Source organism: Halomicrobium sp. HArcel3 (genome assembly GCF_058933135.1).
In genome coordinates this window covers 382677-409236 of the sequence record NZ_JBZYDN010000002.1, presented here as the reverse complement: position 1 = coordinate 409236, position 26560 = coordinate 382677, and the positions used below count along the sequence as shown (strand labels likewise).

General features: G+C 65.9%; 19 protein-coding genes, 1 tRNA gene and 3 rRNA genes. 6 read left to right on the top strand and 17 right to left on the bottom strand.

Annotated elements, in window-relative coordinates; translation table 11 throughout:
• Positions 1–115: 115 nt before the first annotated feature.
• The 5 genes from rrf to AC5FRV_RS07760 all read right to left on the bottom strand — a co-directional run bounded on the left by rrf (position 116) and on the right by AC5FRV_RS07760 (position 6249).
• A 5S ribosomal RNA gene (rrf, locus tag AC5FRV_RS07780) occupies positions 116–237 on the bottom strand.
• Between the two features lie 124 nt (positions 238–361).
• A 23S ribosomal RNA gene (locus tag AC5FRV_RS07775) occupies positions 362–3283 on the bottom strand.
• A 207-nt stretch (positions 3284–3490) separates the two neighbouring features.
• Positions 3491–3562, bottom strand: a tRNA-Ala gene (locus tag AC5FRV_RS07770).
• Positions 3563–3672: 110 nt separating this feature from the next.
• Positions 3673–5145 (bottom strand): 16S ribosomal RNA (locus AC5FRV_RS07765).
• Together the 16S, 23S and 5S rRNA genes with 1 tRNA gene alongside form the textbook arrangement of a ribosomal RNA operon.
• Positions 5146–5937: 792 nt before the next feature.
• The gene (locus AC5FRV_RS07760; RefSeq protein WP_089819170.1) at positions 5938–6249 is read right to left on the bottom strand and encodes a non-histone chromosomal MC1 family protein; all 312 of its coding nucleotides are present in this window, start codon (positions 6247–6249) and stop codon (positions 5938–5940) included.
• A 237-nt stretch (positions 6250–6486) separates the two neighbouring features.
• Between AC5FRV_RS07760 and AC5FRV_RS07755 the strand changes: the two genes are divergently transcribed.
• The 3 genes from AC5FRV_RS07755 (at position 6487) to AC5FRV_RS07745 (ending at position 8358) form a co-directional block, all read left to right on the top strand.
• A complete protein-coding gene (locus tag AC5FRV_RS07755) occupies positions 6487–6684 on the top strand; it encodes a hypothetical protein (RefSeq protein WP_089819168.1) in 198 nt (65 codons plus the stop codon).
• 57 nt (positions 6685–6741) lie between these two features.
• Positions 6742–7794 (top strand): quinone-dependent dihydroorotate dehydrogenase, encoded by a 1053-nt coding sequence (locus tag AC5FRV_RS07750; RefSeq protein WP_493560527.1) that lies wholly within the window; start codon positions 6742–6744, stop codon positions 7792–7794.
• A gap of 69 nt (positions 7795–7863) precedes the next feature.
• On the top strand, positions 7864–8358 hold the full coding sequence (locus AC5FRV_RS07745; RefSeq protein WP_493560526.1) for an RDD family protein: 495 nt from the start codon (positions 7864–7866) through the stop codon (positions 8356–8358).
• A 9-nt stretch (positions 8359–8367) separates the two neighbouring features.
• On the opposite strand, the gene AC5FRV_RS07740 is transcribed toward AC5FRV_RS07745, so the two are convergent.
• Both AC5FRV_RS07740 and AC5FRV_RS07735 read right to left on the bottom strand, forming a co-directional pair.
• A complete protein-coding gene (locus AC5FRV_RS07740; RefSeq protein WP_493560525.1) occupies positions 8368–8559 on the bottom strand; it encodes a hypothetical protein in 192 nt (63 codons plus the stop codon).
• 113 nt (positions 8560–8672) lie between these two features.
• Positions 8673–11549 (bottom strand): glycosyl hydrolase, encoded by a 2877-nt coding sequence (locus tag AC5FRV_RS07735; RefSeq protein WP_493560524.1) that lies wholly within the window; start codon positions 11547–11549, stop codon positions 8673–8675.
• Between the two features lie 304 nt (positions 11550–11853).
• Between AC5FRV_RS07735 and AC5FRV_RS07730 the strand changes: the two genes are divergently transcribed.
• On the top strand, positions 11854–12939 hold the full coding sequence (locus tag AC5FRV_RS07730) for a TrmB family transcriptional regulator (RefSeq protein ID WP_493560523.1): 1086 nt from the start codon (positions 11854–11856) through the stop codon (positions 12937–12939).
• A 698-nt stretch (positions 12940–13637) separates the two neighbouring features.
• Here the strand turns inward: AC5FRV_RS07730 and pheT are convergent.
• The 7 genes from pheT to AC5FRV_RS07695 form a co-directional block, all read right to left on the bottom strand.
• Positions 13638–15377 (bottom strand): phenylalanine--tRNA ligase subunit beta, encoded by a 1740-nt coding sequence (pheT, locus tag AC5FRV_RS07725; RefSeq protein WP_493560522.1) that lies wholly within the window; start codon positions 15375–15377, stop codon positions 13638–13640.
• A complete protein-coding gene (gene pheS, locus AC5FRV_RS07720; protein WP_493560521.1) occupies positions 15377–16888 on the bottom strand; it encodes a phenylalanine--tRNA ligase subunit alpha in 1512 nt (503 codons plus the stop codon). Before pheS ends, pheT begins: the two co-directional genes overlap by 1 nt.
• A 384-nt stretch (positions 16889–17272) precedes the next feature.
• Complete coding sequence (locus AC5FRV_RS07715) at positions 17273–18988, bottom strand: DUF5305 domain-containing protein (protein WP_493560520.1); 1716 nt, start codon at positions 18986–18988, stop codon at positions 17273–17275.
• Positions 18985–20130, bottom strand: coding sequence for a signal peptidase I (locus AC5FRV_RS07710; protein ID WP_493560519.1), 1146 nt, complete (start codon positions 20128–20130; stop codon positions 18985–18987). The genes AC5FRV_RS07715 and AC5FRV_RS07710 overlap by 4 nt, the downstream gene beginning before the upstream one ends.
• Before the next feature lie 87 nt (positions 20131–20217).
• Positions 20218–20352: a hypothetical protein gene (locus tag AC5FRV_RS07705; RefSeq protein WP_281244919.1), complete on the bottom strand. Its 135-nt coding sequence runs from the start codon at positions 20350–20352 to the stop codon at positions 20218–20220.
• Between the two features lie 2 nt (positions 20353–20354).
• Positions 20355–20900, bottom strand: a complete 546-nt coding sequence (locus tag AC5FRV_RS07700; protein ID WP_493560518.1) for a hypothetical protein — start codon at positions 20898–20900, stop codon at positions 20355–20357.
• Positions 20901–20914: 14 nt separating this feature from the next.
• On the bottom strand, positions 20915–21487 hold the full coding sequence (locus tag AC5FRV_RS07695; RefSeq protein ID WP_493560517.1) for a DUF1102 domain-containing protein: 573 nt from the start codon (positions 21485–21487) through the stop codon (positions 20915–20917).
• Positions 21488–21887: 400 nt separating this feature from the next.
• Between AC5FRV_RS07695 and AC5FRV_RS07690 the strand changes: the two genes are divergently transcribed.
• Positions 21888–22478, top strand: a complete 591-nt coding sequence (locus AC5FRV_RS07690; protein WP_493560516.1) for a DUF7344 domain-containing protein — start codon at positions 21888–21890, stop codon at positions 22476–22478.
• Positions 22475–23026 (top strand): hypothetical protein, encoded by a 552-nt coding sequence (locus AC5FRV_RS07685; protein WP_493560515.1) that lies wholly within the window; start codon positions 22475–22477, stop codon positions 23024–23026. Before AC5FRV_RS07690 ends, AC5FRV_RS07685 begins: the two co-directional genes overlap by 4 nt.
• 31 nt (positions 23027–23057) lie before the next feature.
• On the opposite strand, the gene AC5FRV_RS07680 is transcribed toward AC5FRV_RS07685, so the two are convergent.
• Genes AC5FRV_RS07680 through AC5FRV_RS07670 form a run of 3 tightly spaced genes read right to left on the bottom strand, consistent with a single transcriptional unit; the run spans position 23058 to position 26524 of the window.
• A complete protein-coding gene (locus AC5FRV_RS07680; protein ID WP_493560514.1) occupies positions 23058–24659 on the bottom strand; it encodes a tryptophan--tRNA ligase in 1602 nt (533 codons plus the stop codon).
• Positions 24660–24713: 54 nt separating this feature from the next.
• A complete protein-coding gene (endA, locus tag AC5FRV_RS07675) occupies positions 24714–25745 on the bottom strand; it encodes a tRNA-intron lyase (RefSeq protein ID WP_493560513.1) in 1032 nt (343 codons plus the stop codon).
• Positions 25746–25783: 38 nt separating this feature from the next.
• The gene (locus AC5FRV_RS07670) at positions 25784–26524 is read right to left on the bottom strand and encodes a PDDEXK family nuclease (RefSeq protein WP_493560512.1); all 741 of its coding nucleotides are present in this window, start codon (positions 26522–26524) and stop codon (positions 25784–25786) included.
• Between the last annotated feature and the right edge of the window lie 36 nt (positions 26525–26560).

Genomic DNA, 26560 nt, shown 5'->3' with positions numbered 1-26560 from the left:
AGATGTTGGCCGAGCGATAACTACCGGCCGGTAATAAACGACGAAAACCCCCGAACAGCGCAGTGGCTGTTCGAGGGTTGAAAGTGGGCGTCCGATAGGGACGCCAAGTATGAGTGGCAGGCGGCGAATCGAGTTTCCCAGAGGTTCGCACACTCCAGTACTCACCGAAACGCAGGCGGGCTTATCTTCCGTGTTCGGGATGGGTACGGGAGTCGCCCCGCCGCTATGGCCGCCTTAACGCCGATTCGTGGAATCGAACCACGCTCCAGCAAAGCTGGAGACCAGTATCGGTCGGTCGATACCATGTGTACGTGCGATCCAGATAGCGCCTGGACTCGTTCAAATGAGTCACAATGCGGTATAAGTGGTGGCTTCGGTCGTTTAGTTCTCGCGGGCTGAACACCTCGTTACCTCGGTGCGTACACCCCGAGTCTATCGAACTCGTCTTCTACGAGAGACCTCAGCGGTATCTCTTTTCCAGGTGGGTTTCGAGCTTAGATGCATTCAGCTCTTACCCCGTGTGGCGTGGCTGCCCGGCAGCGCCCTTCCGGACGACCGGTACACCAGTGGCCACCATTCGTAGTTCCTCTCGTACTATACGAACGTTCCCGTCAGATACCATGACACACCCAATAGATAGCAGCCGACCTGTCTCACGACGGTCTAAACCCAGCTCACGACCTCCTTTAATAGGCGAACAACCTCACCCTTGCCCGCTGCTGCACGGGCAGGATGGAGGGAACCGACATCGAGGTAGCAAGCCACCCGGTCGATATGTGCTCTTGCGGGTGACGACTCTGTTATCCCTAGGGTAGCTTTTCTGTCATCAATTGCCCGCATCAAGCAGGCTAATTGGTTCGCTAGACCACGCTTTCGCGTCAGCGTTCCTCGTTAGGAAGAACACTGTCAAGCCATCTTTTGCTCTTGCGCTCTTCTCCGGATCTCTGACCCGGATGAGATGGCCTTAGGGCGCGCTCGATATCTTTTCGAGCGCGTACCGCCCCAGTCAAACTGCCCGGCTATTGGTGTCCTCCGCCAGGAGTGAGGGTCACAGTCACTAACGGGTAGTATTTCACTGATGCCTCGGTGGCCCGCTAGCGCGGGTACCTGTGTAACGGCTCCTACCTATGCTGCACATTAGCGACCATGTCCCAGCAACAGCCTGCAGTAAAGCTCCATAGGGTCTTCGCTTCCCCTTGGGTGTCTCCAGACTCCGCACTGGAACGTACAGTTCACCGGGCCCAACGTTGGGACAGTGACGCTCTCGTTAATCCATTCATGCAAGCCGCTACTGAAGCGGCAAGGTACTACGCTACCTTAAGAGGGTCATAGTTACCCCCGCCGTTGACGGGTCCTTCGTCTCATTGTACTGAGTGTTCAGATACCCGCACTGGGCAGGATTCAGTGACCGTACGAGTCCTTGCGGATTTGCGGTCACCTATGTTGTTACTAGACAGTCGGAGCGTCCGAGTCACTGCGACCTGCTCATCTCCTGAGCAGGTATCCCTTATCGCGAACTTACGGGACTAACTTGCCGAATTCCCTAACGTCGGTTGCTCCCGACAGGCCTTGGCTTTCGCCGCCATGAGCACCTGTGTCGGATCTCGGTACGGATCGTATGCTCCCTTTTCACGGGCCCCAGGTTGAACCAACTTGCGCTATCCTGCCGTTCGTCCGCTTCGTGCCATTACGGCTTCCACGGAATTGGACAGTTCGACCGGGCGAAGGCCCGGCTTGGTCGACCCCGAGGCGTCGGTTTCACTGCATACGAGCGCTGGAATATTAACCAGCTTCCCATTTCGTCTATTTCGAATTACGGATAGACTTAGGATCGGCTAACCCTCAGCTGACGAACAGTGCTGAGGAACCCTTGCTCATTAGGCCGTCAGGATTCTCACCCGACTATCGCTGCTACTATGGCCAGGATTGTCGTCACCAATCGGTCCACAGGAATTCTCACCCCTGCTTCCATCCAATTGGAGCGCCAACCTACTCGATTTCCCTGTGAGGGGAACGGCTAGGTCTCGGTGGTGGACTTGAGTCCCGATCATTTTCGGCGCCTCGAACCTCGGCCGGTAAGCTGTTACGCTTTTCTTAGAGGATTGCTGCTTCTAAGCTCACCTCCCGGCTGTCTAGGGCTCGAGACCACCTTCGATCACACTTAGTCCACACTTGGGGACCTTAACCCAGCTCTGGGTTGTCTCCCTTACGGTACACAGGCTTACCCCGCGCACCGGACTGCCCGCGTCGACAGCGTTCGTAGGTTCGGAGTTCGACAGGGAAGTTCACTCCTCTCGGAGTGAAGCATCCCAATCGGTCGCTCTACCCCACGAACTACCTCGGCGGACGTCATGCTTCGACATGTTTCGGTTGGAACCAGCTGTTTCCGAGTTCGATGGGCCTTTCACCCCTACACGAAGATCACGAGAGGGTATTGTAGGACACCAACTCTAACAGGCCTCCACGTGCCTTTCGGCACGCTTCGCCTTGTCCACGTGTAGATCACTCGGTTTCGGGTCGTGCACGTTTGGCTCCCCGCCCTTGAAGACGGCGGCCCTTGCGCAAAGCGCTGCGGCCATGTCGGTTTCCCTGTGCCTCCCCCGATGATCGGGTTAGACTCGCCAAACAGGCACACTCCCTGGCTCGTTTTTCAAAACGTACGACGGAACATCGGCTTCCCGTACTTCCTACTGGAGACTCGCGTCTCGTTCGTTTTGTACGGGACCTTGTATGCCCCGTCGCTCCATCGCCAACTGATTTCAGGCCCTATTGCACCTCCCTTCTGAGGGTGCTTTTCAGCGTTCGCTCACGCTACTTTTTCGCTATCGGTCTCGGAGAGTGTTTAGCCTTGGCAGTCGATGCCTGCCGTATTCACGAGGGATTTCCAACCCCCGATACTCTGGAACTACCGCACGGATTACTGGTCTTCGTTACGGGGCTTTCACCCTGTATCGCGCTCCTTTCCAGGAGACTTCACGAAAACGGTCGTCCGATGAGAGGTAGCCCGAACACCACATTGCCCGTGAGGGCTTCGGTTTGGGCTGCGTCGCTTTCACTCGCGGTTACTAACGACATCGCATTACGCTTTCTTTTCCTGCCGGTACTGAGATGTTTCAATTCCCGGCGTTCCCCATTGCGCGAAGCAATTGCGGTGGGGATTCCCATTAGGATATCCTACGTTCTTCGCCTCCATGCGGCTCCCGTAGGCTTATCGCAGCTTGGCACGTCCTTCATCGGCTTCCGAGCCGAGCCATCCACCAGCTGGCATAGTAGCCAACTTCTAGATACTTCTAACGTTGTGACTCGAATGAACGAGTCCAGTGGACGCCTGGATCGCACGTACACACGGTTTCATATGCAGCCCAAGTGGTCTAACTGGGCGCATCGACCCTTCCCATCCGCGCTTGCACGGGATGGTGCATCGGTTCTCCGTAACCAGTCGAAGCGCCGTCACCCACTTAAGGGGAGCGGTTTCGGCTGGTCCGGCACATGGACCCACTGGGATTTGAACCCAGGGCTTCCTCCTTGCAAAGGAGGTGCTCTGCCGCTGAGCTATGGGCCCGACGTCAGGTCCGCAAGTGTTAGCCTCGGTAGTTCAAAGGTGCCCGGTCGACGGGTGTCTCCGGACGCAGCCAAAGGTGGGCCAGGCGCGTCGGCCTGGTCCCGATCGTTAGGAGGTGATCCAGCCGCAGATTCCCCTACGGCTACCTTGTTACGACTTAAGCCCCCTTGCGAAGCCCAGATTCGACCTGGGAATCCAGGCCTCATCCGGACCTCACTCGGGTGCTTTGACGGGCGGTGTGTGCAAGGAGCAGGGACGTATTCGCCGCGCGCTAATGACACGCGACTACTACCGAATCCAGCTTCATGCGGGCGAGTTTCAGCCCGCAATCCGAACTACGACCGGGTTTAGGGGATTAGCTCCACCTCTCGGTGTCGCATCCCATTGTCCCGGCCATTGTAGCCCGCGTGTTGCCCAGCACATTCGGGGCATACTGACCTACCGTTGCCCATTCCTTCCTCCGCTTTGGCAGCGGCAGTCCTCCTAGTGTACCCAACTACCACAAGGGTATTGCTGGCAACTAGAAGTGTGGGTCTCGCTCGTTGCCTGACTTAACAGGACGCCTCACGGTACGAGCTGACGGCGGCCATGCACCTCCTCTCAGCAGCGTCGGGTAAGGTCATCAACCTGACCGTCATTACTGCTGTCGGTGCTGGTGAGATGTCCGGCGTTGAGTCCAATTAAACCGCAGGCTCCTCCGGTTGTAGTGCTCCCCCGCCAATTCCTTTAAGTTTCATCCTTGCAGACGTACTTCCCAGGCGGCTCGCTTCACGGCTTCCCTACGGCACAGCGCAGGCTCGTAGCCTGCGCCACACCTAGCGAGCATCGTTTACAGCTAGGACTACCCGGGTATCTAATCCGGTTCGAGACCCTAGCTTTCGTCCCTCACCGTCGGGTCCGTCTTCCTGAGGCGCTTTCGCCACCGGTGGTCCGTCCAGGATTACGGGATTTCACTCCTACCCCGGACGTACCCCTCAGGTCTTCCGGCCCCAAGCCAGACAGTTTCCGCTGGACGCCGACGCGTTGAGCGCGTCGATTTCCCAACGGACTTGTCTGGCCGGCTACGGACGCTTTAGGCCCAATAAGAGCGGCCATCACTCGTGCTGCCGGTATTACCGCGGCGGCTGGCACCGGTCTTGCCCAGCACTTGTTCCTGTACCACCTTACGGTACAGAAAAGCGAGGACTATATGCCCTCGCACTCGGAGTCCCCTTATCGCACTGTCGTGCAGTGTAAAGGTTTCGCGCCTGCTGCGCCCCGTAGGGCCCGGAATCTTGTCTCAGATTCCGTCTCCGGGTTCTTGCTCTCACAACCCGTACCGATTATCGGCACGGTGGGCCGTTACCCCACCGTCTACCTAATCGGCCGCAGCCACATCCTACAGCGCCGGAACGTTTCCAGCTCCCGATGTTCAAATCTGGGAGCTGTATTCGTTATTAGCCTCAGTTTCCCGAGGTTATCACGATCTGTAGGGTAGTTTGGCCACGTGTTACTGAGCTATCTGCCACGGGTCTGAGCCCGTGCGACTAGCATGGCTAAATCGGACTCCGATAGCAATGGCCTCCGGCAGGATCAACCGGAATGTTCCCTGCAGAGCAGGGAGGTTAGGCGGGATCACGTCCACTGTTACCCGTGGACGTGGTCGCTATCGAAATGCGTCCGACGACACTCGTCGACCGAGTGTCACCGAACTACCAAGGCTAACATCAGATCCCATCTGTACGGCGGACCGCAGGGGTGGAATCCTCATTTCTTCGGACCTGAACGTTGTTCCGAATCCCCCATAAGGGCTTCGGAAGACGCCCGACGGATCTCGACTCGTCGGCTGGTCCTGTCGGCCGCGGGCACGCCGCCCCGGCCGGACTTCGTTCGCGTCATATCCGAGTGCCCTATTACACTTAAGGGCACCGGAGTTCGTCTCGCCCCGAACCGCGGGACGAGAACGACCTTCGCGTCCAATCCGAGCGCCCTGTTACACTTAAGGGCGTCGGATCGGTGCTCGCCTCGACCGTCGAGGCGGCATCGGTGTGAAGCCCGGCAGGGCTCGGTTGCCCCGCGCCGCTTCGTACTCAATCCGATGGGAGGTTGTTACTTAAGCGCGTCGAACGAACTCGCCCACGGCAGCCGATTTCATGCGGTACGCGTACCCATGGTTTCGTTTCACGGATCAGGTCCTCTCGAGAACGCGCTGTGTGTGCAGAAGATGTTGCGCGGCTGGAGGCCAGTCGGTCATCCCGCGCGGTGTGCGTCTGGTCGGACTGAGTGATTCCGCGCACGTGTGGGTGCACGACGGAGTCGTATATGTCTCCCGGCACGCGTCCCGCTGGAACGCCGTGGCTCGGTGGGTGGTGAAAAATAGACGAAGCGCCGTCGGTCTAAATCTCGTCGAGGTGCTCGACGCCCTGCTTGGAGACGTTGCCCTTCGTGATGTCGCCGGGCATCCAGTCGGGTTTGTCGTCGGGTGCCTCTTCGACCCAGGCCCAGCCCTCGTAGATGTGTACCTTGCGGGTACCCTTCTCGCGAAGGCGAAGCTCCTGTTCGTCTGCGTCGTCTTCGCTGTCAGCGGGGTCGAGTCGACGGGCTGCCTTCAGCGCAGCCTGCCGTGGTGTCCCACCCGAGAAGACGCTCGTTTCGTCACCGTCCGAAGTTCGGAGCGCGAAATTGCGCTTGTCCTCGTTGCGTGCCATGGTTTTACCGCTCCGTGTCAATTCATTACATGACCCCATATAAATATACCCCCAGATACGGGCGCCCTCGTGGGGTACGCTTATATACCAGATGGTATCGGAGACCATATCACGGCCGATCTCACCCCTAGATTCCGGGTGTTCGACCGCGCGCGCGCACTCGTTCGCCGTGGTGACGGAACCGGGCACGGTAGACTTAAGTATATCCTACGGCGAAGCACGGAATAGGATAGCGCGATGGTGCGAAAGAAGAAGCTCAGTCCGAGTGGCGCCAAAGACGAGGACGGCGAGTACCACAACGTCCACATCAACATTCACGAGGACGAACTCGCGGTCGCCGGTATGGACATCGGCGACGAGGTGTTCGTCCGGGTACGAGACAACAAGATAATCATCCAGAAAGCCAACCCAGACGACGTCGAACACGAGTTTTGACCCCACGACCGACGAGCGAATCGCACCGCCGGGCAGACGGCGCCCACCTCTAGTCACATGACCATGTACGACCTGGCGAAACCACTCCTGTTCTCGCTGCCGGCCGAAACCGCCCACCGGATCGTCCACCGACTGCTCGACGTCGCGGACGGGACGCCGATCGCCGCGGCACTGGCCGACCGATACGTCGTCGAGGACTCGCGCCTCACCGTCGAGGTGTTCGGCCAGTCCTTCGACAACCCTGTCGGCGTCGCTGCTGGCTTCGACAAGAACGCCCAGATCCCGGGCGCCCTGGCTGCACTCGGCTTCGGCTTCGTCGAAGTAGGTGGCGTCACGGCGGTCCCCCAGGACGGCAACCCCCGACCACGGATGTTCCGTCTGCGCGAGGACGAGGCCATCGTCAACCGGATGGGGCTGAACAACCACGGCGCCGACGTCGTCGGTCACCGTCTCGCACGCACGGACGCGCCCGTGCCAGTAGGCGTCAACATCGCCAAGAGCGAACACGTCGGCACCGACGACGCCCCCGCGGACTACCGCGAGACCTACGAGCAGGTCGCAGCGGGAGGAGATTTCTTCGTCGTCAACGTCTCCTGCCCGAACTCCCAGGGATTCGAGGAACTGCAGAACAAGGGCGCGATGCGCGCGGTGCTCTCGGAGCTCAAAGACGCGGGTGCGGGCCCGCTGCTCGTGAAACTGTCGCCGGACCTCCCGGAGCCCGCCGCCGAGGACGCCCTGGACCTCGTCACCGAACTCGACCTGGACGGCGTCGTCGCAGTGAACACGACCACCGAACGGCCGAGTTCGCTCCGCAGCGACAACCGGGTCGAAGAGGGCGGCCTCTCGGGCAAACCCATCGAGGACGAGGCCACGCGGATGGTCCGCTTCTGTGCGGAACGCGTCGACGTCCCGGTCGTGGGTGTCGGCGGCGTCTCGACCGCCGAGGGCGCCTATCGGAAGATCCGGGCCGGCGCCTCGGTGGTCGAACTGTACACGGGGCTCGTCTATCGGGGCCCCTCCATCGCCCGGGAGATCAACGAGGGCCTGCTCGAACTCCTCGAACGAGACGGGTTCGACTCCGTCGAGGACGCGGTCGGCGCGGACCTGTGACCGGGAAGGGACCGCCGACAGCGCCCGTTGCGGGCCAACACTGATTGTTTCGGCCGACGCAGTCGTCGTATGGAACCCGACGCCGAAGACAGTTCGACCGGCGCCACAAGGAAAATTCACCTCGCCTCGTGGGACGACCGCTTCTGGGCCTGGCTCATCGACGTCATCCTCGTCGGCGTGGTGCTCTCGGCGTTCGGCGAGGTCGTCGGCGTCTTCTCCGTGCTCACCGGGAGCGTCGTCGTCTCGCCGTTCCTCGGCGTCAACGGCTTCGGCCTCTGGATTTACTGGACGGCCCTCGAAGGGTACCAGGGACAGTCCGCCGGCAAGATGGTGCTCGATATCGCCGTCACCGACGAGCGAGGTGAGGACATCGATTACCTCACCGCAGCCATCGAGAGCTTCGGGAAGGCGTTTCTCCTCCCGCTCGACCTGCTGATCGGCTGGATCGCCATGGAGGACGAGTACGTCAGGCTGTTCAACGAACTCTCCTCGACCATCGTCGTCAGGGTGCCAGAGGACAACGAGATTCCAGCGGGCGTCGAGTACGTCCGCCCCGGCGAGTAGCCAGTACGGTCAGACCAGCCGCGGGAACAGGAACCCCGTCAGCGCGGACATCCCCAGGACGTAGACGACGGCCTGCAGCGGCCCGATCTGCAGGGCGATGTAGAGCCCACCGCCGGCGACGAGCAGGAAGATGCCGATGATGACGAACAGGACCCGCCGACCCTTCCGGGAGAACCGTTCCAGTGTCGATTCAGTGCTCATTGGTCCGTGGGTGACGGCCGGGCGCTATAGTTCTTGTCGAAGCCGCCGGTCGGGAAACAGGCGGCGAGAAGGGGCGAGCGGAATCGCTCGCCGCGGCGGGGTCAGAGCGCCCGTCAGTACGTCACCGAGAACCACCCGGAGTCTGTCGCGGCGCCGTCCACCTCGTAGGTGAAGTAGTAGTCTATCACGTCACCGGCCGAGAAGTCGCCGACGACGTACCCCGGCGTCGTCTCGAGCGCGTGCGTGTCGCCGCTCGGGTTGTTCATCCGGTAGTTGTACTGCGTCCCGCCGTCGACGGTGTAGTGGACGTCCACCCAGTTCGAGTCGACGTTCGAGACATACTCGAAGCGGAGCTCGTCTTCGACGCCGTCGGCGCCGCTGATCCGGCTGACGGCGTACGAGAAGTCGTCCGTCGTGCCGCTATCGGCGTTTCCATCCCCGCCGCCGCTACCACCGTCGTCGCTACCACCGTCGTCGCCATCGCTACCGTCACCGGTGCCACCGTCGTCGCCCCCGGTTCCACCGTCGCCGCTGCCACCGCCGCTCCCGTCACCGGTTCGGGTCGCGAACGAATTCGCGGGGACCGACAGGCTCGTGCCGTCGGAGAAGGTGACGGTCGTGGCGGTGTCGCCGCCGTTGTAGGCGACGTAGGTCAGGTCGCCGTCGTCGTCGAAGACGTGGGCGAGCGGGTGGTCGGCCGTGACGTCACGGCGGGGACTGCCGAGTTCGAGCAGGTTGTATATCCAGTGGTACGTGTGGGCCTTCGTCTCGCCGAACTCCGGCGAGTAACTGCCGGCCTGGGCCTCGAACATGCTGGCGGCGTCGTCCGGGTCCGAGAACGCCCGGTAGTTCCAGACGATGTCGGCCCAGTAGTCGAAGTCGGTACCGTTCTCGGCGACAAGTTCGTCGTAGTTCCGTCCGGCGGCGTCGGGGTGCCAGCCCAGGTACAACGAGTGGCCGTCGAAGGGGAGATAGTTGATGCCGTGGATGGCCTCGGGGTCGCCGGAGAACCACGTCGCGTGGGAGAGCTTGCTCCCCCAGACGATGCCGGCGGTGTCGTGGTCCCAGCCGTCGGGGTGGTTCTCGTCGGCCACGTCGAACCAATACTCCAGCGCGGCCGTCACCTCCGTCGCGTAGAGGTAGACGGCCCACTCCAGCAGTTCGTCGTTACCGGTGTACGTCGCGTACTGGACCATCGCGCCGTAGGCCTGGATAGCCTCCGAGGAGGACTCCTGGTTGTTGCCGTCGCCGAACTCCGCGGACCCGGCGGCCCAGGAATGCCCGGCATAGGGACTGAAGGTCCGCAGGAAGGGGAAGGATCCGGCCGGATCGTTCGCCGGGTCCTGCGCGCCTGACGGACGCTCCCAGTTCGCGTAGTCCCGGATCAGCAGTTCGATCATCCCGCCCCAGTTGGCGTCGTCGGCCCACGAGGGATCCTGCCGGGCGAGTTCGGCGGCGCCGCGGACGAAGTAACCGTAGTGGAAGTGGTGGTCGTTCAGGTCGCCGGCGGAGCCGAAGGAGTCAGGGTAGCCGACGAGGGTCCCCCAGTTGTCGTTGTAGTAGAACAGGTCCGCTGCTTCGCCGTCGTCGGCGGTGAGCCAGTTCTCCAGTTCGGCCCGCATCGTCCCGCGGAGGCCGTCGCGTTTCGCCGTCTCCCCGAGCTGGTCCGCAATGACCGCGGCGTTCGAGAGCCGGCCGTAGTTCTTGCCCGTCCAGTAGGTGCCCGACCCCTGGGAATCGTCGATGGTCTCCGCGACGTCGCCGACGTAGCCCGCAAGTCGCGACCGGTCGTAGCTTCCCTCGTCGGGGAGCCCCGGCAGGACCCCCGGGAAGTCGTAGCTCGTCTCGAACGAGGACCCCGTGACCGTCTTCATCGTCCCGCGAGCGCACTCGTAGGTGTACGGCGCGAAAGAGACGTCCGTGTACTTGTGCTGATGTGGGTACAGCGCCGTGATGGTTCCCGAGCCGGCGCTTTCCGGTTTGTCGTCGGTGGTGAACGAAAACGTCGTCGACACCCGCCCGTTCGCCCGGTCGTAGGTCGGTTCCACGCGCGTGTCGGTGACGTGGTTGTACGCGTAGCGAGCGAACTCGTCGAGCGTCGACCCGGCGTCGTCCGGGAGGATGGCCACCGTCAGGTAGCCCGACCCGTTCGTCCCCGCAAGGTCGTTCGTGAGCGTGGCGCTCCCGACGCCGCCCCAGGTCGCTCCCGCGGGCGCGAACAGGCCGTAGTGGGTCCCGTCGACGCTGACGCCGAGGACGTTCCCCCGGTCGGCCCACACCGACGGCGCCGCCTCGAAGTCGAGTTCCGCGCCGCCGCCGGCGTACTCGGCGTAGACGAACGGCGACCCCTGGACGAGGGTGACGTCGAGCGTCGTTCCCGTGCCCGCCCCCCATCGCAGGTCGACCCCCCAGTCGCTCCAGCCGTCGACGCGCACGTCGGCGAACGTCCCGCCGGCGTGGCCGAGCGCGAAGTCCGCCGCGTAGCCCAGCACGGCGTCCGACGCCGGGAAGGACCACTCCGACGGGTAACCGACTTCCAGCCCGGTTTCCGTCGGGTTCCCGTAGCCCGGGTGCCAGAAGAGGTTCTCGCCAGTCCCCGTCCACGCCACCGAGGACCACCAGTCGTTCGTCTGGACCGGCCCCGAGACGTTCGCGGTGGTGTAGATCGCTCCCTGTGGTTCCGATTCCCCCGCCGGCAGGCCGGTCGCGTAGCTCCCGTTGCCGACCGGCGCCGCCTGGACGCTCCCGACGCTCGCCGTCGCGCCGAGCCCGGCCGCGCCGGCGGCCCCGAGCGCCTTCACGTAGTCGCGCCGGCCCAGGCGGAACCCCTCGGGCCCGTCGGCCCCGTCGTGTTTACTCGCCTTGTCGCGTTCCTTCGCCTCGTCGCGCTCCCCCGGTCCGTCGCGTGCTCTCGCCTCGTCGCGTTCGGTCGTCGTCTGTCCCCCCTCGTCGCCGTCTCCCGACGGCGTTCGCGGTGAATGATCGGACATGGTTGGTGTCGCGCCCCCGACCGCGTCGTGGGCCGGACGCGTCCGGAAGAGTAGACGCGTAGATGACATATTTCCACTCACCACTCGGGTAGTGAACGACAGGAACGCCGAGCGCCGAGGTGGCGGGGTTGCGGGGCGCCGAGGTGGCCGGACGCCCAGGTGGCCGAGTGCCGAGGTACCGGTGTGCAGTCGCTCCGGGCGAGCGTCCGCAGCCACACTCGTTCCGTGGTTAGGGAGTCGGGAATTAAGGCGTCGGCGGCCGTTCGTACTCGAACGACTGCGGGAGACACCGGAACAGCGAACCATGAACACGGAAGCCATACAGCGAGGGTTGCAGACGATCGGGTTCAACTCGTACCAGGCGCAGGCGTACGCGACGCTGCTCGAACACGGCGCGTTGCCCGCCATCGACGTCGCGAAACGTAGCGGCGTGCCCGGGTCACGGATCTACGACGTCCTGGCGGACCTCGAACGGGAGGGGTACGTCGAGACGTTCGAGCGCGAGGACCGGCGCTACGCCCGCGCCGGGGAGCCCTCCGACGTCGTCGACGGGTTACGAGACACGAGCGAACGACTCTCGGCGGCGGCCGAGGACATCGAAGACGGCTGGGAGCAGGCGACGCTGCAAGACCACCGGATCGCCCTCTTCGACCGGGTCGACGCCGTCCTCGACCAGGCCGAGTCCCTCGTCCGGGCGGCGGAGACGTCGGTCGACGTCGCCGCGACGCCGGCCCAGTACTACGGGTTGCAGGAAGCCATGCGCGAGGCCCGTGAGAACGGCGCCGTCGTCCGCGCCTCCGTCGAGGGGCTCGGCGACGGCGCCGTCGACGCCGTCGGCTCCGAACAGCCCGCGACAGCGATCCGTCGCCGACAGATCCCGGGTCCATTCGTCGCGCTGGTCGACCGCACCCACATCTGCTTCGCGCCGAACGAACGAGCCCCCGCCTCCTACGGCATGGTCTTCAACGACGACATCCTCGCGTTCGTCTTCCACTGGTACTTCCAGCTCTGCCTCTGGTCCGTCTGCGAGCCCGTCTACCGACGTGGCGAAACCGAGTACACCTACGTCAGCATGGAGGAGTTCGTCCGCGACGTCTACCCGTTCTGGTGGTCGGGCAGCGTCGTCCCGGTCACCGTCGTCGGCGTCGATACCGATACCGGCGAGAAGCGGGAGGTGACCGGCGTCCTCGCCGACGTCGTCTACCCGGAGCACGACCTCGGTTCGGACGAGCCGCCGACCTACGGCGAACTCGCCAGCCTCGTCACCCTCGTCGTCGAGACCGACGACGGCCGCCACCTCGTCGGCGGCTGGGGCGCCGTCTACGAGGACGTCGAGGCCGAACAGATCGTCTTCCACAGTTCGGAGCTGGTGCTTCCGCCCTCGGCGTGATCAGGGGTGTTCTGGATCTGAGCGACTGACGACGGCCCTGTCCAACTCGGCCGGAGGTGTTAGATAGAGTGTGTGAATTGAGTGATTGATTCTCGGTCGAGTCAGTGAAATCAACACCAATATCAAGACCCAGAAAGCCCTCGGCGGGCTCCGGTCCCGGGGCTTGCTGCGCGCCTCACTCCGTTCGGTGCTTGCTGCGCCCGGGTTCCCGGACCCCGCCTCGCCCTTTCATTCCTCCAAGGCCAGCACAGCACCGCAGCCCTGCCCTTCCCCTGGTCGCGGCATAAACGCCGCTCCCGGCCGGGCGGATGGGGAGCGGTCAGGACGCGTGACCCGGCGCGGACGCGCCGGGTCCGGGGAGGAGTGGTGGAGTCAAGCGCGAGCGCGTTTCATCGCGCGAGCGACGTTGTCCTTGGTGGAATGAAAGGGCGAGGCGCGGTCGCGTGGCCTGAGCGGGCCCTATCCGAGCGACGGAGGAGCGAGGATATCTCGCTCAGGGCGCGACGAGCGCGCCGAGGGCTTTCGAGGTGTTTGTGGTATTGCCCGTCCCTTCTCGAACACACCCACCAATCGATACCTAGCTGACCTGTACCGAACGGCGATTCTACCCAGAGCGAACCCAGAGAAGCGAATGTCAACAGCGTCACCCCGACGGACGAAACGAGAACGCCCGGATTAGGCAGTTACTAAGAACCGACTTACTCCAGCGCGTCCAGCCGGAACTCGAAGGCCGCCACCGGCAGTTCCAGGTCGTGCTCCACCAGCACCTTCGGGTGAACTTCGCCGATGACGCCGGCGGACTCGCCGTCCAGCACCACCTCGGCCGCGCGACCGGAGATGAACGTCGGGTGATCGGTCGGCGGCGTCTCCAGCTCTTTGCCGAAGGCCTTCGCCAACGTCTGGAGGCGGGCCTTGGCGTCCTCGTAGGAGGCGTCCGTGCGCGCGAGCGCGCCCGCGACCGTCCGGTGTTCGGCGACGCCGGTGTTCTCGCTCTCGTCGATTTCGGCAGCGAGGCCGATCTCGGCCAGATCCTGGGGGTAGGCCCGGTGGGTGTTGTTCTCCAGGACCATCAGGACCGACGGGAGCGCCCAGGTCCGGAGCATCGTGTAGTCCTCGCTGTAGGGTTGCTCGATGGTGACCGGATCGCCAGCGCCGAGGACGTCGGTGCCGGGTTCAACTTCCATCCGCTCGTAGTTCTCTTCCTCGTTGATCATGTGGAAGTTGAGCAGGTCCTCGAAGCCGAGGCCGACGAGGGCGTCCCGGGCGGCGTCCTCCAGCCGGGAGCGCTCGTGGCGTCCGCCGACCGTCGAGACGTCGGGGTACTCGGGTTCGAGCGTGTTGAAGCCGTAGGCCCGACCGATGTCGTCGATGACGTCCAGCGGGTGGAGCACGTCGACGCGATACGGCGGGACGTCGAACTCGTAGGAGACAGCGCCGGTCTCCTCGTCCTCCTCGCCGCGGGCGTCCAGCCCCGCGCGCTCGGCGCAGTCCACGACCTCTTCTGGGTCCAGCTCGATCCCGAGGATCTGCTCGATTCGCTCGTGGGTGACGGTCTTGGTCTTCGTGGCGAGGTCGGGCCGGACGAACTGCTGGCCCGAGTACTCACCGGGGGCGTCGGCCGCGTACTCGACGCGGACCTCCTCGACCTGTCCGCCGCGGGCGTCGAGCGCGTAGCAGACGATGTTGAGCATGTGGTCGATTGTCCACTGGTCCGTCCCGGTCATCTCGATGAACAGGTCGCGAGAGCCCGTCGAGACCTCGGTCCGGCGGCCGTTGACCACCGGCGGGAACGAGAACAGGCCGATGGCGTCGTAGATGGCCGGCACGCGGTCGAGATCACTCACGAGGTCGGCGTACTCCTTGCCGATGTGGTGGCCCTCGACGACGTCGCCGGGCGTCATCTCCTGGTCGCCTTCGAGGGGAACGAACGTGTCGCCCTCGGGGTCGATGCCGGTGTAGGTGACGGACTTCCCGCCGCCCTCGACTCCGGCCTCGCCCTTGAGCATCGTGAGATCGTGGACGCCGATGGCGCCCTTGGCACGCTGGCGGCCCATCGTCGCGTGGAGCTTCTCCTGGAGCTGGATGATCGAGTCCAGCGCCTCGTCGTCCATGTCCAGCCCGCGGACGACGGCGCCCGTGACGTAGGGTCGCTCCGGCGGCGTGTCCTCGACTTCGACGACCCACTCGGCGTGGTTCGTCCCGGGCGTGTACACCCCGCGGTCGTCGCCGTACTGGTAGCGCAGCGACCGGGCGACCCCCTCCACGGAGAGCCGGTCGAGCCTGTCGGGGGCGAATTCGAGCTGGAACTCGTCGTCCTCGGTCCAGCCCTCGAACTCCAGACCGAGGTTGAACAGGTCCGATCGGAGTTCGTCGTCGTCCTTCTCGTCGTGACCCGTCAGGCGGCGCAGTTCGTCGGGGTCGACGTCGACGACGGGCATCAGTACACCACCTCCGTCTCGCGGAGGAGTTCGAGGTCCGCCAGCGTCCCGTGGACGTCGCGGATGTCCTCGAAGCCGTACATGAGCATGAGCAGGCGCTCCAGCGAGAGCCCCCACGCCATCACGTCGGCGTCGACGCCCAGCGGTTCGAGCACCTCGGGCCGGAAGATGCCGCTGTTCCCGACCTCGACGATCTCGCCCGTCTCGGGGTGGGTGCCGAACAGCTCGAAGCTCGGCTCCGTGTAGGGGTTGTAGTGGGGCTTGAACTCCAGGTCGGTGATGCCGAACTGCTCGTAGAACTCGGTGAAGGTGCCCATCAGGTCCCTAACTGAGAGATCCTCGGCCAGGACCCACCCCTCGATCTGGAAGAACTCGAGCAGGTGCGTCGGGTCGAGCGTGTCGTTGCGGTACACCTTCTCGACGCTGAAGAACCGCTGGGGCGGTTCCAGTTCGCCGACCTGGTGACCCGACAGGTAGCGCATCGACAGCGAGGTCGTGTGGCCACGCAGGTCGATGCCGCGGGCGACGTCCTCGTCCCACGGCGAGTGGTAGCCCTCGCCGTCCGGGCCGACGCCCTCCAGGTGGGCCGACTTCACGCGCTCGACCAGGTCCTCGGGCAGGTGGTCGATCTCCTCGGGGTTCGAGAGGGCGAACTGGTCCCAGTGGGTGCGTGCCGGGTGGTCCTGGGGCATGAACAGGCAGTCGTTGATCCAGAACTGCGCGTCGGCGTGGGGACCCTCCATCTCCTGGAAGCCCATCCCGACGAGGACGTCCTTGACGCGGTTGGCGGTCTGGCGGAGGATGTGTTCCTTCCCGCCCTGCAGCTGCTCGGCGTCGGCTTCGACGTTGTACTCGGCGAACTGGACGTCTTCCCACTCGCCGCTGGTCAGCAGTTCCGGCGTCACCTCGCCGACGGTCTCAGCGACCTCGATACCGGCCATCAGTTCGGTCACGCCGTCGTCGGTCAGCCGGACCGACCGGACGGTGGTCTCGGTGCGCTCGACGAGCCCGCGCCGCTCCAGCTGGTCGAGGGCGTCCGCGCCGGCGGTCTCGACTCTCCCGTCGGCGACCGCTTCCAGCGCGTTCATCTCGGGGTCGTTGCCGGGCGTCGCGTCGGGGTCCGCCGTTATCTCGCCGCTGTCGATCTGTCCGTACCCCTTGCGGGCGTAGTTCGAAAGCGCGATGTCGACGGCAGCACCCTCGAGGCCGGAGGCGCCGATGGCCTCGCCCATCGACACCGGCCCCTCGCCGGCGCCGGCGTCGACGGCGGCCGCGTAGAGGTCCTGCTCGGGGAGGCTCTCGTCGACGTACCGGTCGCCCTCCTCTGTGAGTTCGACGGACTCGACCGTCTCCTCGGAGACGGTGAGGAGTCCCTGGTCTTCGAGTTCGAAGGCGGCCCGCGTGGCCGTCTCCGGTTTGAGGTCGGCCTCGGCGGCCACCTCGTCGATGCGCCTGTCCTCGTCCGCGTCGGCGGCCCGGAGGACCGCCGCCTGTGCCTGTGGTAACTTCATGCGATAGTGGTCGTTGTCTGTTGTACCGGTGGTTCGTCAGTTAACGGTTCTTGTTGCTGCGCGTGTCGACGGAGTTCCGTCGAGTAGTAGCGCCCTCCCAGAGCGAGCGGTTTCGTCCGGGGTCGCGTTCCGGCGACCCCGGAGTCCACCACCCGTCAACGGGCGACGAAGAAAAAGCCGAACCCCGGGCGCTGCGGCGGCTGGCGCGCGGATCGACCGAACGGGGGTTCGGATGCCATGTGCGAAACGTACGCACAGGGCGAAAAAAGCGTTGCGGAGCACGCCGAGGTGTTCGACGGCCTCATAGTGGTGGTTGTAAGCCCGTACCCGCGTTCGACGCCATCGGCCACGTCGAACGCCGGTGAAAAGTTACAACCACCACTATCAGTCGTCCGACGGCGAGGGACCGGCGAGGGTCTCGTCATACGGCCAGCCGTCGGCGTCCGCGCCGTCGTTCTCGTGATAGATCGCCGGGTGGTCGTCGACGGCCAGACTCGGAACCGGCACCGTCTCGAGGGTGCCGTCGGCCGCCGCTGTCGACTGGGCCGACGCGGTCCCATCGGCGGACTGTGCAGACGGCGAATCGTCAGGAGACGGGTCCGGCGCGTCTGTGTCCGGCGCATCGGTGTCCGGCGCGTCTGTGCCCGGCGCGTATGTGTTCAACGACGGATCTACCGACGCGCCAGTCACCCGGTCTGCCGGTATCAGGTCCGTCGGAGGACTATCGCCGTTCTCGGCGGCTATCGGTTCCGCGGACACCCCGTCGTCCGGATCGGGGTTCGCCGGAGCACCGCTTTCGGGTTCGTCCGGGGTCGCTCCAGTCCCCGACGAGGGGGGCTCGGTTCCGTTCGCCGATGGGGCCGTCGTCTCACCGTTCTCGCGACCGTCCGTCGTCACCTCGGCGCTGGTGAGGCCGCCGGACGAGGGCGACTCGTCCGAATACGAGAGGGGGTCGAGGTCAGTTGTGCCGACGCCACCGACCCGGGAGTCCGTCGGCCGGTAGACGTACGTGACGGCGTCGCCGAGAACGACGAACTCGCCCCGGTCCCGGTCCTCGACGACGCGCGCGTCGGTGTCGATGGCCACGTCGACGAGCCCTTCGAGCGAGTCGACCGGGACGAGCGGGTCCACCCGCGCCGACGCCGGCACGCGTGCGCGCGTGATCCAGTCGTGGAACTGCTCCCGGGTCGCCGCGGCGGCCAGACGCTCTCGTTCGGCCTGGCTCACCGCGAGCGCGTCGCGGCGCCGGGCGACGGCGATGGCAGCGAGTCCACCGACGCCGGCCACGAACAGCAGCGGCGCGCCGAGTTCCCGGATCGGTCCGTAGGAGCGCTGGACGGCGACCTGCTCGGTCGTCCCGTCGGAGTCCGTAAGCACGTCCGGGTCCGGCTCCTCGACGTGGTAGACGCCGACGCCGGGTTCTATCGGGAGGTGGTAGCGCCGCGTCTCCTCGACCGATTGGCCGTTGCGGGTGCCCGACACCGTGACGCGCGAGGTGACGTTGACCTCCGTCTGGCCCGGGCTCGCACCCAGCTGGCGTTCGATCCGGCGGGCGCGCTCGGAGAGGGCGGAGACGTCGACCGAGAACGGGACGGTGACCCGGTCGCCCGGCGCGACCGAGTCGACCTGCTCGCGGTTCAGTGGCCGCTCGACGCGCCAGTGCTCGGTCGTACCGTCCCCGTCGAACGACGACACGGAGCGAATTACGGCCACCGTCTCGACGGTCACCGTCAGCGACCCGCCGTCGCTGGCCGCGTACTCGTAGGCGAACCGGCCGTCGAGCGTCGGCGCGACCCGCTGGAAGTACACCGACCGGTTCCGGAGGACGGCCCCGCGCTCGAAGGCGTCGGTGCCGTTGACGACGGTCGCCCGGTGGGAGAACTCGCCGGACGACTCCCAGTCCGACACTTCGCGGGTCTCCGTCGTCGTCCCGGGCGCGACGTGGGTCCCGTACGTGACGTAGCCCCCCAGGAGCGCGACGAGAACGAGCGCGGCCACCACGAGCGCGAGGTTGTCGTCGACGAGTATCCTGAGCTGTCGGAGTCGGCGCTCCGTGGCGTCCAGGCGCGGCGCCGTCGCATCGTCGTACGACCCCGTCATCGTTCGAACCCCAGCAACGTGCCTCGCGCCGGGTCACGGCCGCGCGAGCGCGACCGAACTCGCCCAGTGCCCAGCAGGCGCCTGTTCAGCAGGTAGAACGGCCCGGCCAGGAGCGCGTCCACCGCGAGTATCGGGAGCCAGGGATGGATCCCGTAGAGCGCGTCGATGAGCGGCCGGGGGAGTACCGCGAGGTACCGGTGTTCGACGACGTAGTGCCGGTAGTAGCCCGTCTCCGGCGGCGCGGTGAGGGTTACCGAGACGCTCCGGGACTCGCGCGCGGGGACGGCCACCGACGTCGGTTCGACGCTCGCCCGGTCGCTCCGCGAGTCGAAGTACGCGACGACGGGGACGAACCCGCCGTTGCCGACCGGGTAGTCGACAGACTCGCTGGTCCCCTGTTCGATGACGCGCGGGCCCGGCGAGTCAGACTCGGAGCTGACGACGCCGAACTGCTGGGGCCCGGCGGGGACGACCATCGCGGCCGTCGCGGCGACGACGACGAGCGCGGTGAAGGCGGCGGCGTAGAGCCGCGGATCCGTCGGCGTCTCGCGCGTCCGGGTGCGCTCGCGCTCGCCACCGTCGTCCCGCCAGGCGCTCACGAGGTAGTAGCCGACCGTCGTCCCGGAGAGGAGGTAGGCGAGTCCCTGCGGCCCGAGCACCGCTCGCGTGCCCAGCAGTCCGGCGACGTGGCGCTGTCCGGTGTCCAGTATCGAGCGCGTCCCGGTGACTGCCGTGCCGAGTCCCGGCAGGACGAGCACGTCGCCGCCCGGTCGCCAGGCGACCGCGACGACCTGTTCGGCCTTCACCGGCGGCTCGTCGCCGTCCTGGTCAGTGAAGGGGTTCGCGTCACCCCTCGTCACGTAGCCCCGGTCGGTCTCCTCGACGACGCGGTGGGTCGTGAGCCCGCCGCCGTGCAACTGTTCGGCGCGGAACACCACCACGTCGCCCGTCTCGACTGGCCCGGCGGCGGCCGCCGGGATGGCGACGAACCCGTCACCGGGTTCCAGCGTCGGCTCCATGCTCCCGGTCGTGACGTAACTCAGTAGTATCGGCTGGCCGAGCGCCTGCCCGGCGACCATCGCGCCGAGCAGGACGACGGCAGCGACCTCTACGGCGACCCCGAACCCCCGTTCACCACCCATACAGCGCCCTTGCGTTCAAGATGCTAAATAAGTAGTGGTGAAATAAAGGAGAGAGATCACGACGGACCGGACCGGCGGCCAGCCAGGTCAGTCCGACTGGAGCGCCGAAATCTCCGCCTCGAGTTCCGCCAGCTTCTCCGCGGGAATCTCCGACTTGTCGTCGTGGTCGTACTCGTCCGATGCCTCGAAGTAGTCGTCGACCGTGGGTGAATCGGAACTCATGGTCAGGCCTCCTCCGCGGTGATCCGCATCTCGTCTTGCAGGCTCACGTCCGGTTCGCCGTCGGACTCCAGCGACAGCGCGACCACGTGGTAGTCCTGGGACTGCCCCGGACTGAGCGTGATCGAGAACGCCGCCGGGACGATGAGGACCAGCAGCAGCGACGTCGGGAACGGGGCCCCGTCCGTCTCGATGAACGCCAGCGGCGTCACCTCCAGGTCGATGTCCTGGGTCCCCTGGTTCTCGACAGTGAAGACGTTCGCGAACGTCGTCAGCGCGTTCGCGTTGACGCCCTCGCCGCCGGCGATTCCGTTGCCGATATTCGAGTTGCTGCCCGAGAAGTCGAGCGCGAGGGCGTCGCTACTCGTCGTGTCGGCGTACTGTCCATTGGGCCCACTGTGGGGCTTGATGCCCAGGTACGCGCTCGCGTCGCCCGCGACGTCGATGGTCACGTCACGACTCGCACCGACCGAACTGAACGCGCCGGTCCCGACCGCTGCGCCACCACCGGCGAGCGCGCCGAGACTCAGCACGAATTTGCGTCGTTCCATCTCTGTTCACCCCGTCAGGCCACCGCCTCGACGACGACGGTGTCGAGTAGTTCGTCGCCGTCGCCGACGCCTTCACCGCGCGTGTCGATCTGGAGGCTGACGTAGACGCTCTCGCCGGGACTCAGCGTCACGTCGTTGCCGGAGCCGTCGATCCGGGCCGTCGATCCGTTGCTCTCGTCGTACGGATCGCTCGCGCCCTGGGCGTCGTTGGCGAAGAAGCAGACCAGACCGCTGTTGTCACCGGACTTGGCGATGGAGACGTCGACCGACTGGGTCCCCTGGTTCTCGACAACGAACAGGTCGTCGATGCGCGTGAGCGCGTCCGGGTTCACGCCTTCACCGCCGGCCGCGGTGCTGTTGCTCGGATCGAGGGTGATGCCCAGCGTGCCGGAACTCCCGTCGTCGGTGACGTACGGAGCGTTCGGCCCGCCGGCCCCCTCGAGCCGGAGGTACGCGGAGGCGTCCGACGCGACTTCCACGTCGACGTCCCGACTGGCCGTCACGCTCGTGAACGCGCCAGTCCCCATTGCAGCCGCCGAGCCGGCGGCGAGCGATCCCACACCTATCATGAATTTGCGTCGTTGCATTGGTACTCACACCTGATTTCGACCACACCCCCCTGACCCGTACTGACGCGGGCCGTCCGCGATTCGTTTCGCGGGTGAGTGTGCACTTTCGTCGACGACCCCACACCCCATTGTATCGAGCCGCCGGAACGAAGCGGCCCGATCGTATCGGTCGGTCTGAACCGGCGCGCCAGGGCGTATCACCCGGCCTGAAGCGGCCGAAGGACGTGCCAGAACGGACCGCAGGGGGAGTCGTACCAGCGAACTGGTGGCTCTCCGTCCAGTCTTTCACCATCGCAGACCAGTTCCAGCGTCCGACCCGGCCCGACGGCTGTCAGCAGCCGCGGCGAGCGGCGTTTTTCGTACTAACCCCCCAACTTATATTTACAGGATCTATACTGTAATTTGGTGAGGGGTGGTCATGAGTAAATCAGTACAGCCATCGGGTTCGATAGGGATCGAGAGCGGGTCTGAGGGCGTCTCGCACGACCAGGGGTTCGACCTGCTGAGTAACCATCGCAGACGATACGTCCTCTACTATCTCCACGAGCGCGACCAGCGCGCGGAGCTGGGGGAACTCGCCGAGATCGTCGCCGCGTGGGAGAACGAGGTGAGCCTCAGCGAGGTTTCCTCGGCCGATCGGAAACGGGTGTACACCTCGCTCCAGCAGGTTCACCTGCCGCGCATGGACGACCTGGGGGTCGTCGAGTTCGACGACCGCGAGGGAACGGTCCGGCTGGGGCCCGCGTCGGACGACCTCGACGTGTACATGGAGGTCGTCACCGGCGCTGACGTCCCGTGGAGCCAGTTCTACCTCGGGCTGAGCGTCCTCAACGTCGCACTGCTGGCGGCCGCGGGTGCGGACCTCGTCCCCCTGACGGCGTTCCCGGACATCGCCTGGGGCGCGTTCGCGACGACGACGGTCCTCGTCGCCTCGGTCGTCCACACGTACTACAACCGCACCGAGATGCGGCTGGGGTCGACCGAGCGGCCCGCCGAGCTAGACGGATGACCCGACGCCGACCGGTCGCGGTCGTCGCGCTCGCCGTCTCGCTGGTCCTGGTGACGAGCAGCGGCGGGTTCACCACCGCGGCGAGCGAGCGAAACGTCCAGATCGCCTCCGGTGCCGACGACAGCGCCCTGCTGACCGTGGAGTCGGCGGCACCGGAGTTACCGAACGGCAACCACAGAGGGGTCGCCCTGCTGACTATCACCAACCGGTTCCCGGCGGCCATCGTCGACGTCGACGCGTCGGTCCGTTCGACCGGGCATCCGTCCCCGCCCCGGCTCACCGGGCACGGCGTCCAGCCGCCGCCGACGCCGGTCGGCATCGGGGAGTCCGTCGCCGTCACTGCCAGCGTGACCTGCGGCGCCAATCCATCCGGAAGCGACCGATTCACGATCCGAGTCGCGGCCGTCACCGCGGGCGGCAGCAGCGTCGAACTGGAACGCACCGTCACCGTCGTCTGCAAGGGCGAGCCGAACCGCGGGGCGAGCGGGCAGAACGGGTCGAAGCCAGAGCGTGGTGCCCGGTCGAACCCCGGCAAAGCGAGTCAGTAAGCGAGTACTGGCGTACGTGGTGCGGTCACTGTCACTTCCGGTCGGAGTCGAGGTCGACGTCCAGTTCGTCGATCTTCGCCTCCCACTCCTCGCGTTTCTCCTGGTGGTCCTCGAGGAACTGCTCCATCAGTTCGGCCGCCTGCTCCTTGCACCCGCCACAGAGGCGCTCGCCGCCGACGCACTCGGCGTACACCTCCTTGGCGAACTCGTCGTCGTCGCCCGCCAGCAGGTAGGCGTACAGTTCGTACACCGGACACTCGTCTGCCTTCCCGCCCTTCTCGCGCTGTTCCTCGGCCGTCGCCCGGCCACCCGTCGTCGCGGACTTGACCTTGTCGTAGCCGTCCGCGGGGTCGTCGAGCAGGCTGATGTGGGAGGCCGGAATCGAGGAGGACATCTTCCCGCCGGTCAATCCGGTCATGAACCGGTGGTAGATGGACGACGGCGGCAGGAAGCCGTAGCCGCCGTGGTCGAGTTCGACCTCGCGGGCCAGTTCCTCGGCCGCCTCGCGGGAAAGTTCGAAGGAGTCGACGTGCTCGTCGTAGACGCGCTTCTCGCCCTCGACGGCGTCGATGAGCGCCTCGAAGGCGTCCTCGGTGGCGTTGCGGTCGAGGAACCGGGTCCGCGGCCGGAGCGGTTCCTTGCCCGCGTTCTCGAGTTTCTCGACGAGTGAGTCGACGGTTGCGGGGTCGCGGCCTGCCGTCTCGTACCGGCCGCGGGCGTCCCGGAGCGCCTCGGCGGCGTCCTCGCAACGCAGGGGGTCAGCGCCGTCGCCTGCGTCGGTGGGTTCGTCCGTGAGGTCCGCGTACAGGTCGTCGAGTATCTCCCGTTCCGCCTCCTCCAGACCGAAGCCGGCGTAGGCGCGCGTGACGCCGAAGTAGCGCATCCGCGAGGCGAGGTCCCGGGCCAGGCGCATGTGGGGGTCCTGGTCCGGGCCGACGGGGATGACCGTCGGCTTCGGTTCCTCGAGCTGGGGGTAGAGGATGTCGGCCATCTGCGTGACGACGCTCTGCATGTGGGAGATATCGGTCTCGCCGTCGAAGTCGTAGATGGCACCCATCTCGGAGAAGTTCGCCTCGGCGCCGAGTTCGAAGGCCAGGTCCTGGACCTCGCGGTTGTCGGACTGGCGGTACAGCTCGCCGTCCTCGGGGTCGAACCCGAGCGCGAGCAGGCTCAGCAGGTAGTTTCGCGAGTGCTCGTCGATCTCGTCCCAGCTGAGGCCGCGGGCGCTGTGGGCCTCCAGGTCGGCGATCAGCGCGTAGGCGTCCCCGCCCTGCTGTTGATGCCAGATTATCTCGTCGAAGACGAGCTTGTGACCGATGTGGGGGTCGCCGGTGGGCATGAACCCCGAGAGGGCGGCGAACTCCTCGCCCTCGCGCATCGCCGTCGCGACCGGTCGGTAGTCGCGGTGGCCGAAGATGACGCCCCGGCGCATCAGGTAGTGGGGATTGGGCACCTCGTCGAGTATCTCGTCGAACTCCTCGATGCCGAACTCGGCGAACAGCTTCCGGTAGTCCGACACCGTCGAGGAGCCCCACGGGTCCAGCGCGACGTCGTCGGCCCCCGCCGCCTCCGTCCCACCGTCAGCAACTGGTTTATGACCGGAACCGTCCCGGTCGGAGTCGTCACGTGTCATCAATTAGGCGATATTCGAACCGACACGCGCAAAAAGCGTTCGTTTTGCCACCCGCTACGGCGTCAGGCGTTCGACGTCGACCCACGAGACGCCCTCGTCGTCGACCAGCGCGAACACCATCGTCTTACGGACGCCGTGGGCGAGTCTGACGTCCAGCGCCAGGTCGCGCGGTTCGAAGACGTGGTCGGCCGGGAGCACGCGGACGAGCAGTTCGGAGTGGCCCAGGTCGTCGACGCTCTCGACGTCGGCGTAGGTCCGGAAGTCGGCGCCGAACTTGAAGCCGGTCTTGGGAACCATTCCCTCCTCGCGCAGGCGTTCGTACACGCGCAGGCGACGGTCGAACCGGTCGCCCTCGACCTCCCGGCCGCGCTCGCGGACCGCGTCGGCGCCGCCGTCGACCGAGAGGACGCCCTCGTGGGCGAGCGACGCTGCCTCGACCAGGGAGAGCTGGACCGCGCCGTCGCCCCCGTCCTGGTCGTCCAGCCGCTGGCCGTAGAAGCCGCGTTCGTACAGTTCGGCCGGCGGATCCCAGCACAGCACCCGGTCGGCGAGCAGACTCCCCTGGACCGGTGGAATCTCGCTCGCGCTCGTCCCCGAGACTTCAGGCCGGCCGGTCTGGAGGTAGGTTATCTCGCTCTCCTCGTCGACGACGGCGAGGACGCAGTCGCCGAGGGCAGCGGCCGGGACGGACTCGCGCTCGCTGACGACGCGGACGCGGTAGGCGACCTCGTCGTCCCACGGCCCCTTGCCGCGAGGGTACACCTCGAAGTCGACGGGGCGGTCGTCCACGTCGGCCTCGCGGTTCCCTTCGGTCGGCGTCGGCCTCGAAAGGTAGAACCCCCGGTCCCGCAGGTCCTTGTAGACGAAGAAGGCCACCTCGGAGACGGCGGCGGAGGCGAGGAACTCCCCGACATTCATCCCGTCGACGTCGTCGAGGTCGCCCCGGTACAGCAGGTGGGCCGCCTCGACGGGGGCGAGTTCCAGGGCGCCGCCGTCGACCGGCCGGCCGTAGCCGCGGGCGTCGTAGAACCGTTCCCGGGCCTGCTTGCCGGCCCGGACCACGTCCCCCGCGAGCGTCGCGTTCATACCTCGACCCTGCCACCGCGGGACCAAAGCCCCTGTGTTTAGGCGTCGGCCGCGGAGACCGTCTCGCCCTCGCAGGTCGCGTCAAGACAGCGCCGCCCGCTGGCCGTCTCGAACACGGGGAGCCCACAGTCGCACGTTCCGACGACGACGCCGGCGGGGAGCGAGAAGCCGGTGTCGCAGTCGGGGTAGTGCTCACAGCCGACCAGCAGGCCGCCCGTCCGGAGGACCCGGAGGTCGCCGTCACAGGCCGGGCAGTCCCACTCCCGGTCGAAGGCCGCCTTGACCCGCTCGTCGAGGGACTCGCAGTCCCGGTCGAGACACACCTCGAAAGCGCGCCCGCGCTCGGCCCGCAGCGTCGGGAGGCCACAGTCGTCGCAGCGACTGCCGGTGACGGTGGCGTCCGAGGGAAGCCCGTACCGGGAATCGCAGCCGGAACAGGTGACGCCGCCGCTCGACCGGACGAGCGTGCCGGTACAGTCGGGGCAGTCGCCGACCGGGACGCCCGCGCTGGAGGCGGGATAGCGCGCGCTCCCGTGTTCCTCGTGCGTGACGACCCGGAGCAGTTCGTCGCCGTCACGGGCGGTGACGGCGCCGTCCTCGATGGCGACGCTGTCGGCCCGTGTGAGCCACGCCACGGGCTGGTACCCGTCGACGTCGTGGACCAGGACGGTGTTGTCGGGTTTGACCACCACGAGTACGTCGCCGCGTTGCTCGCGTTCGCGGGGTCCCTCGAAGACGGTCGTACAGTCGCCGGCCATCACACGGATTCCGTCGTGCATGGCCCGGGCTGGTCCCGTGTTCGTACTTGAAGGTTC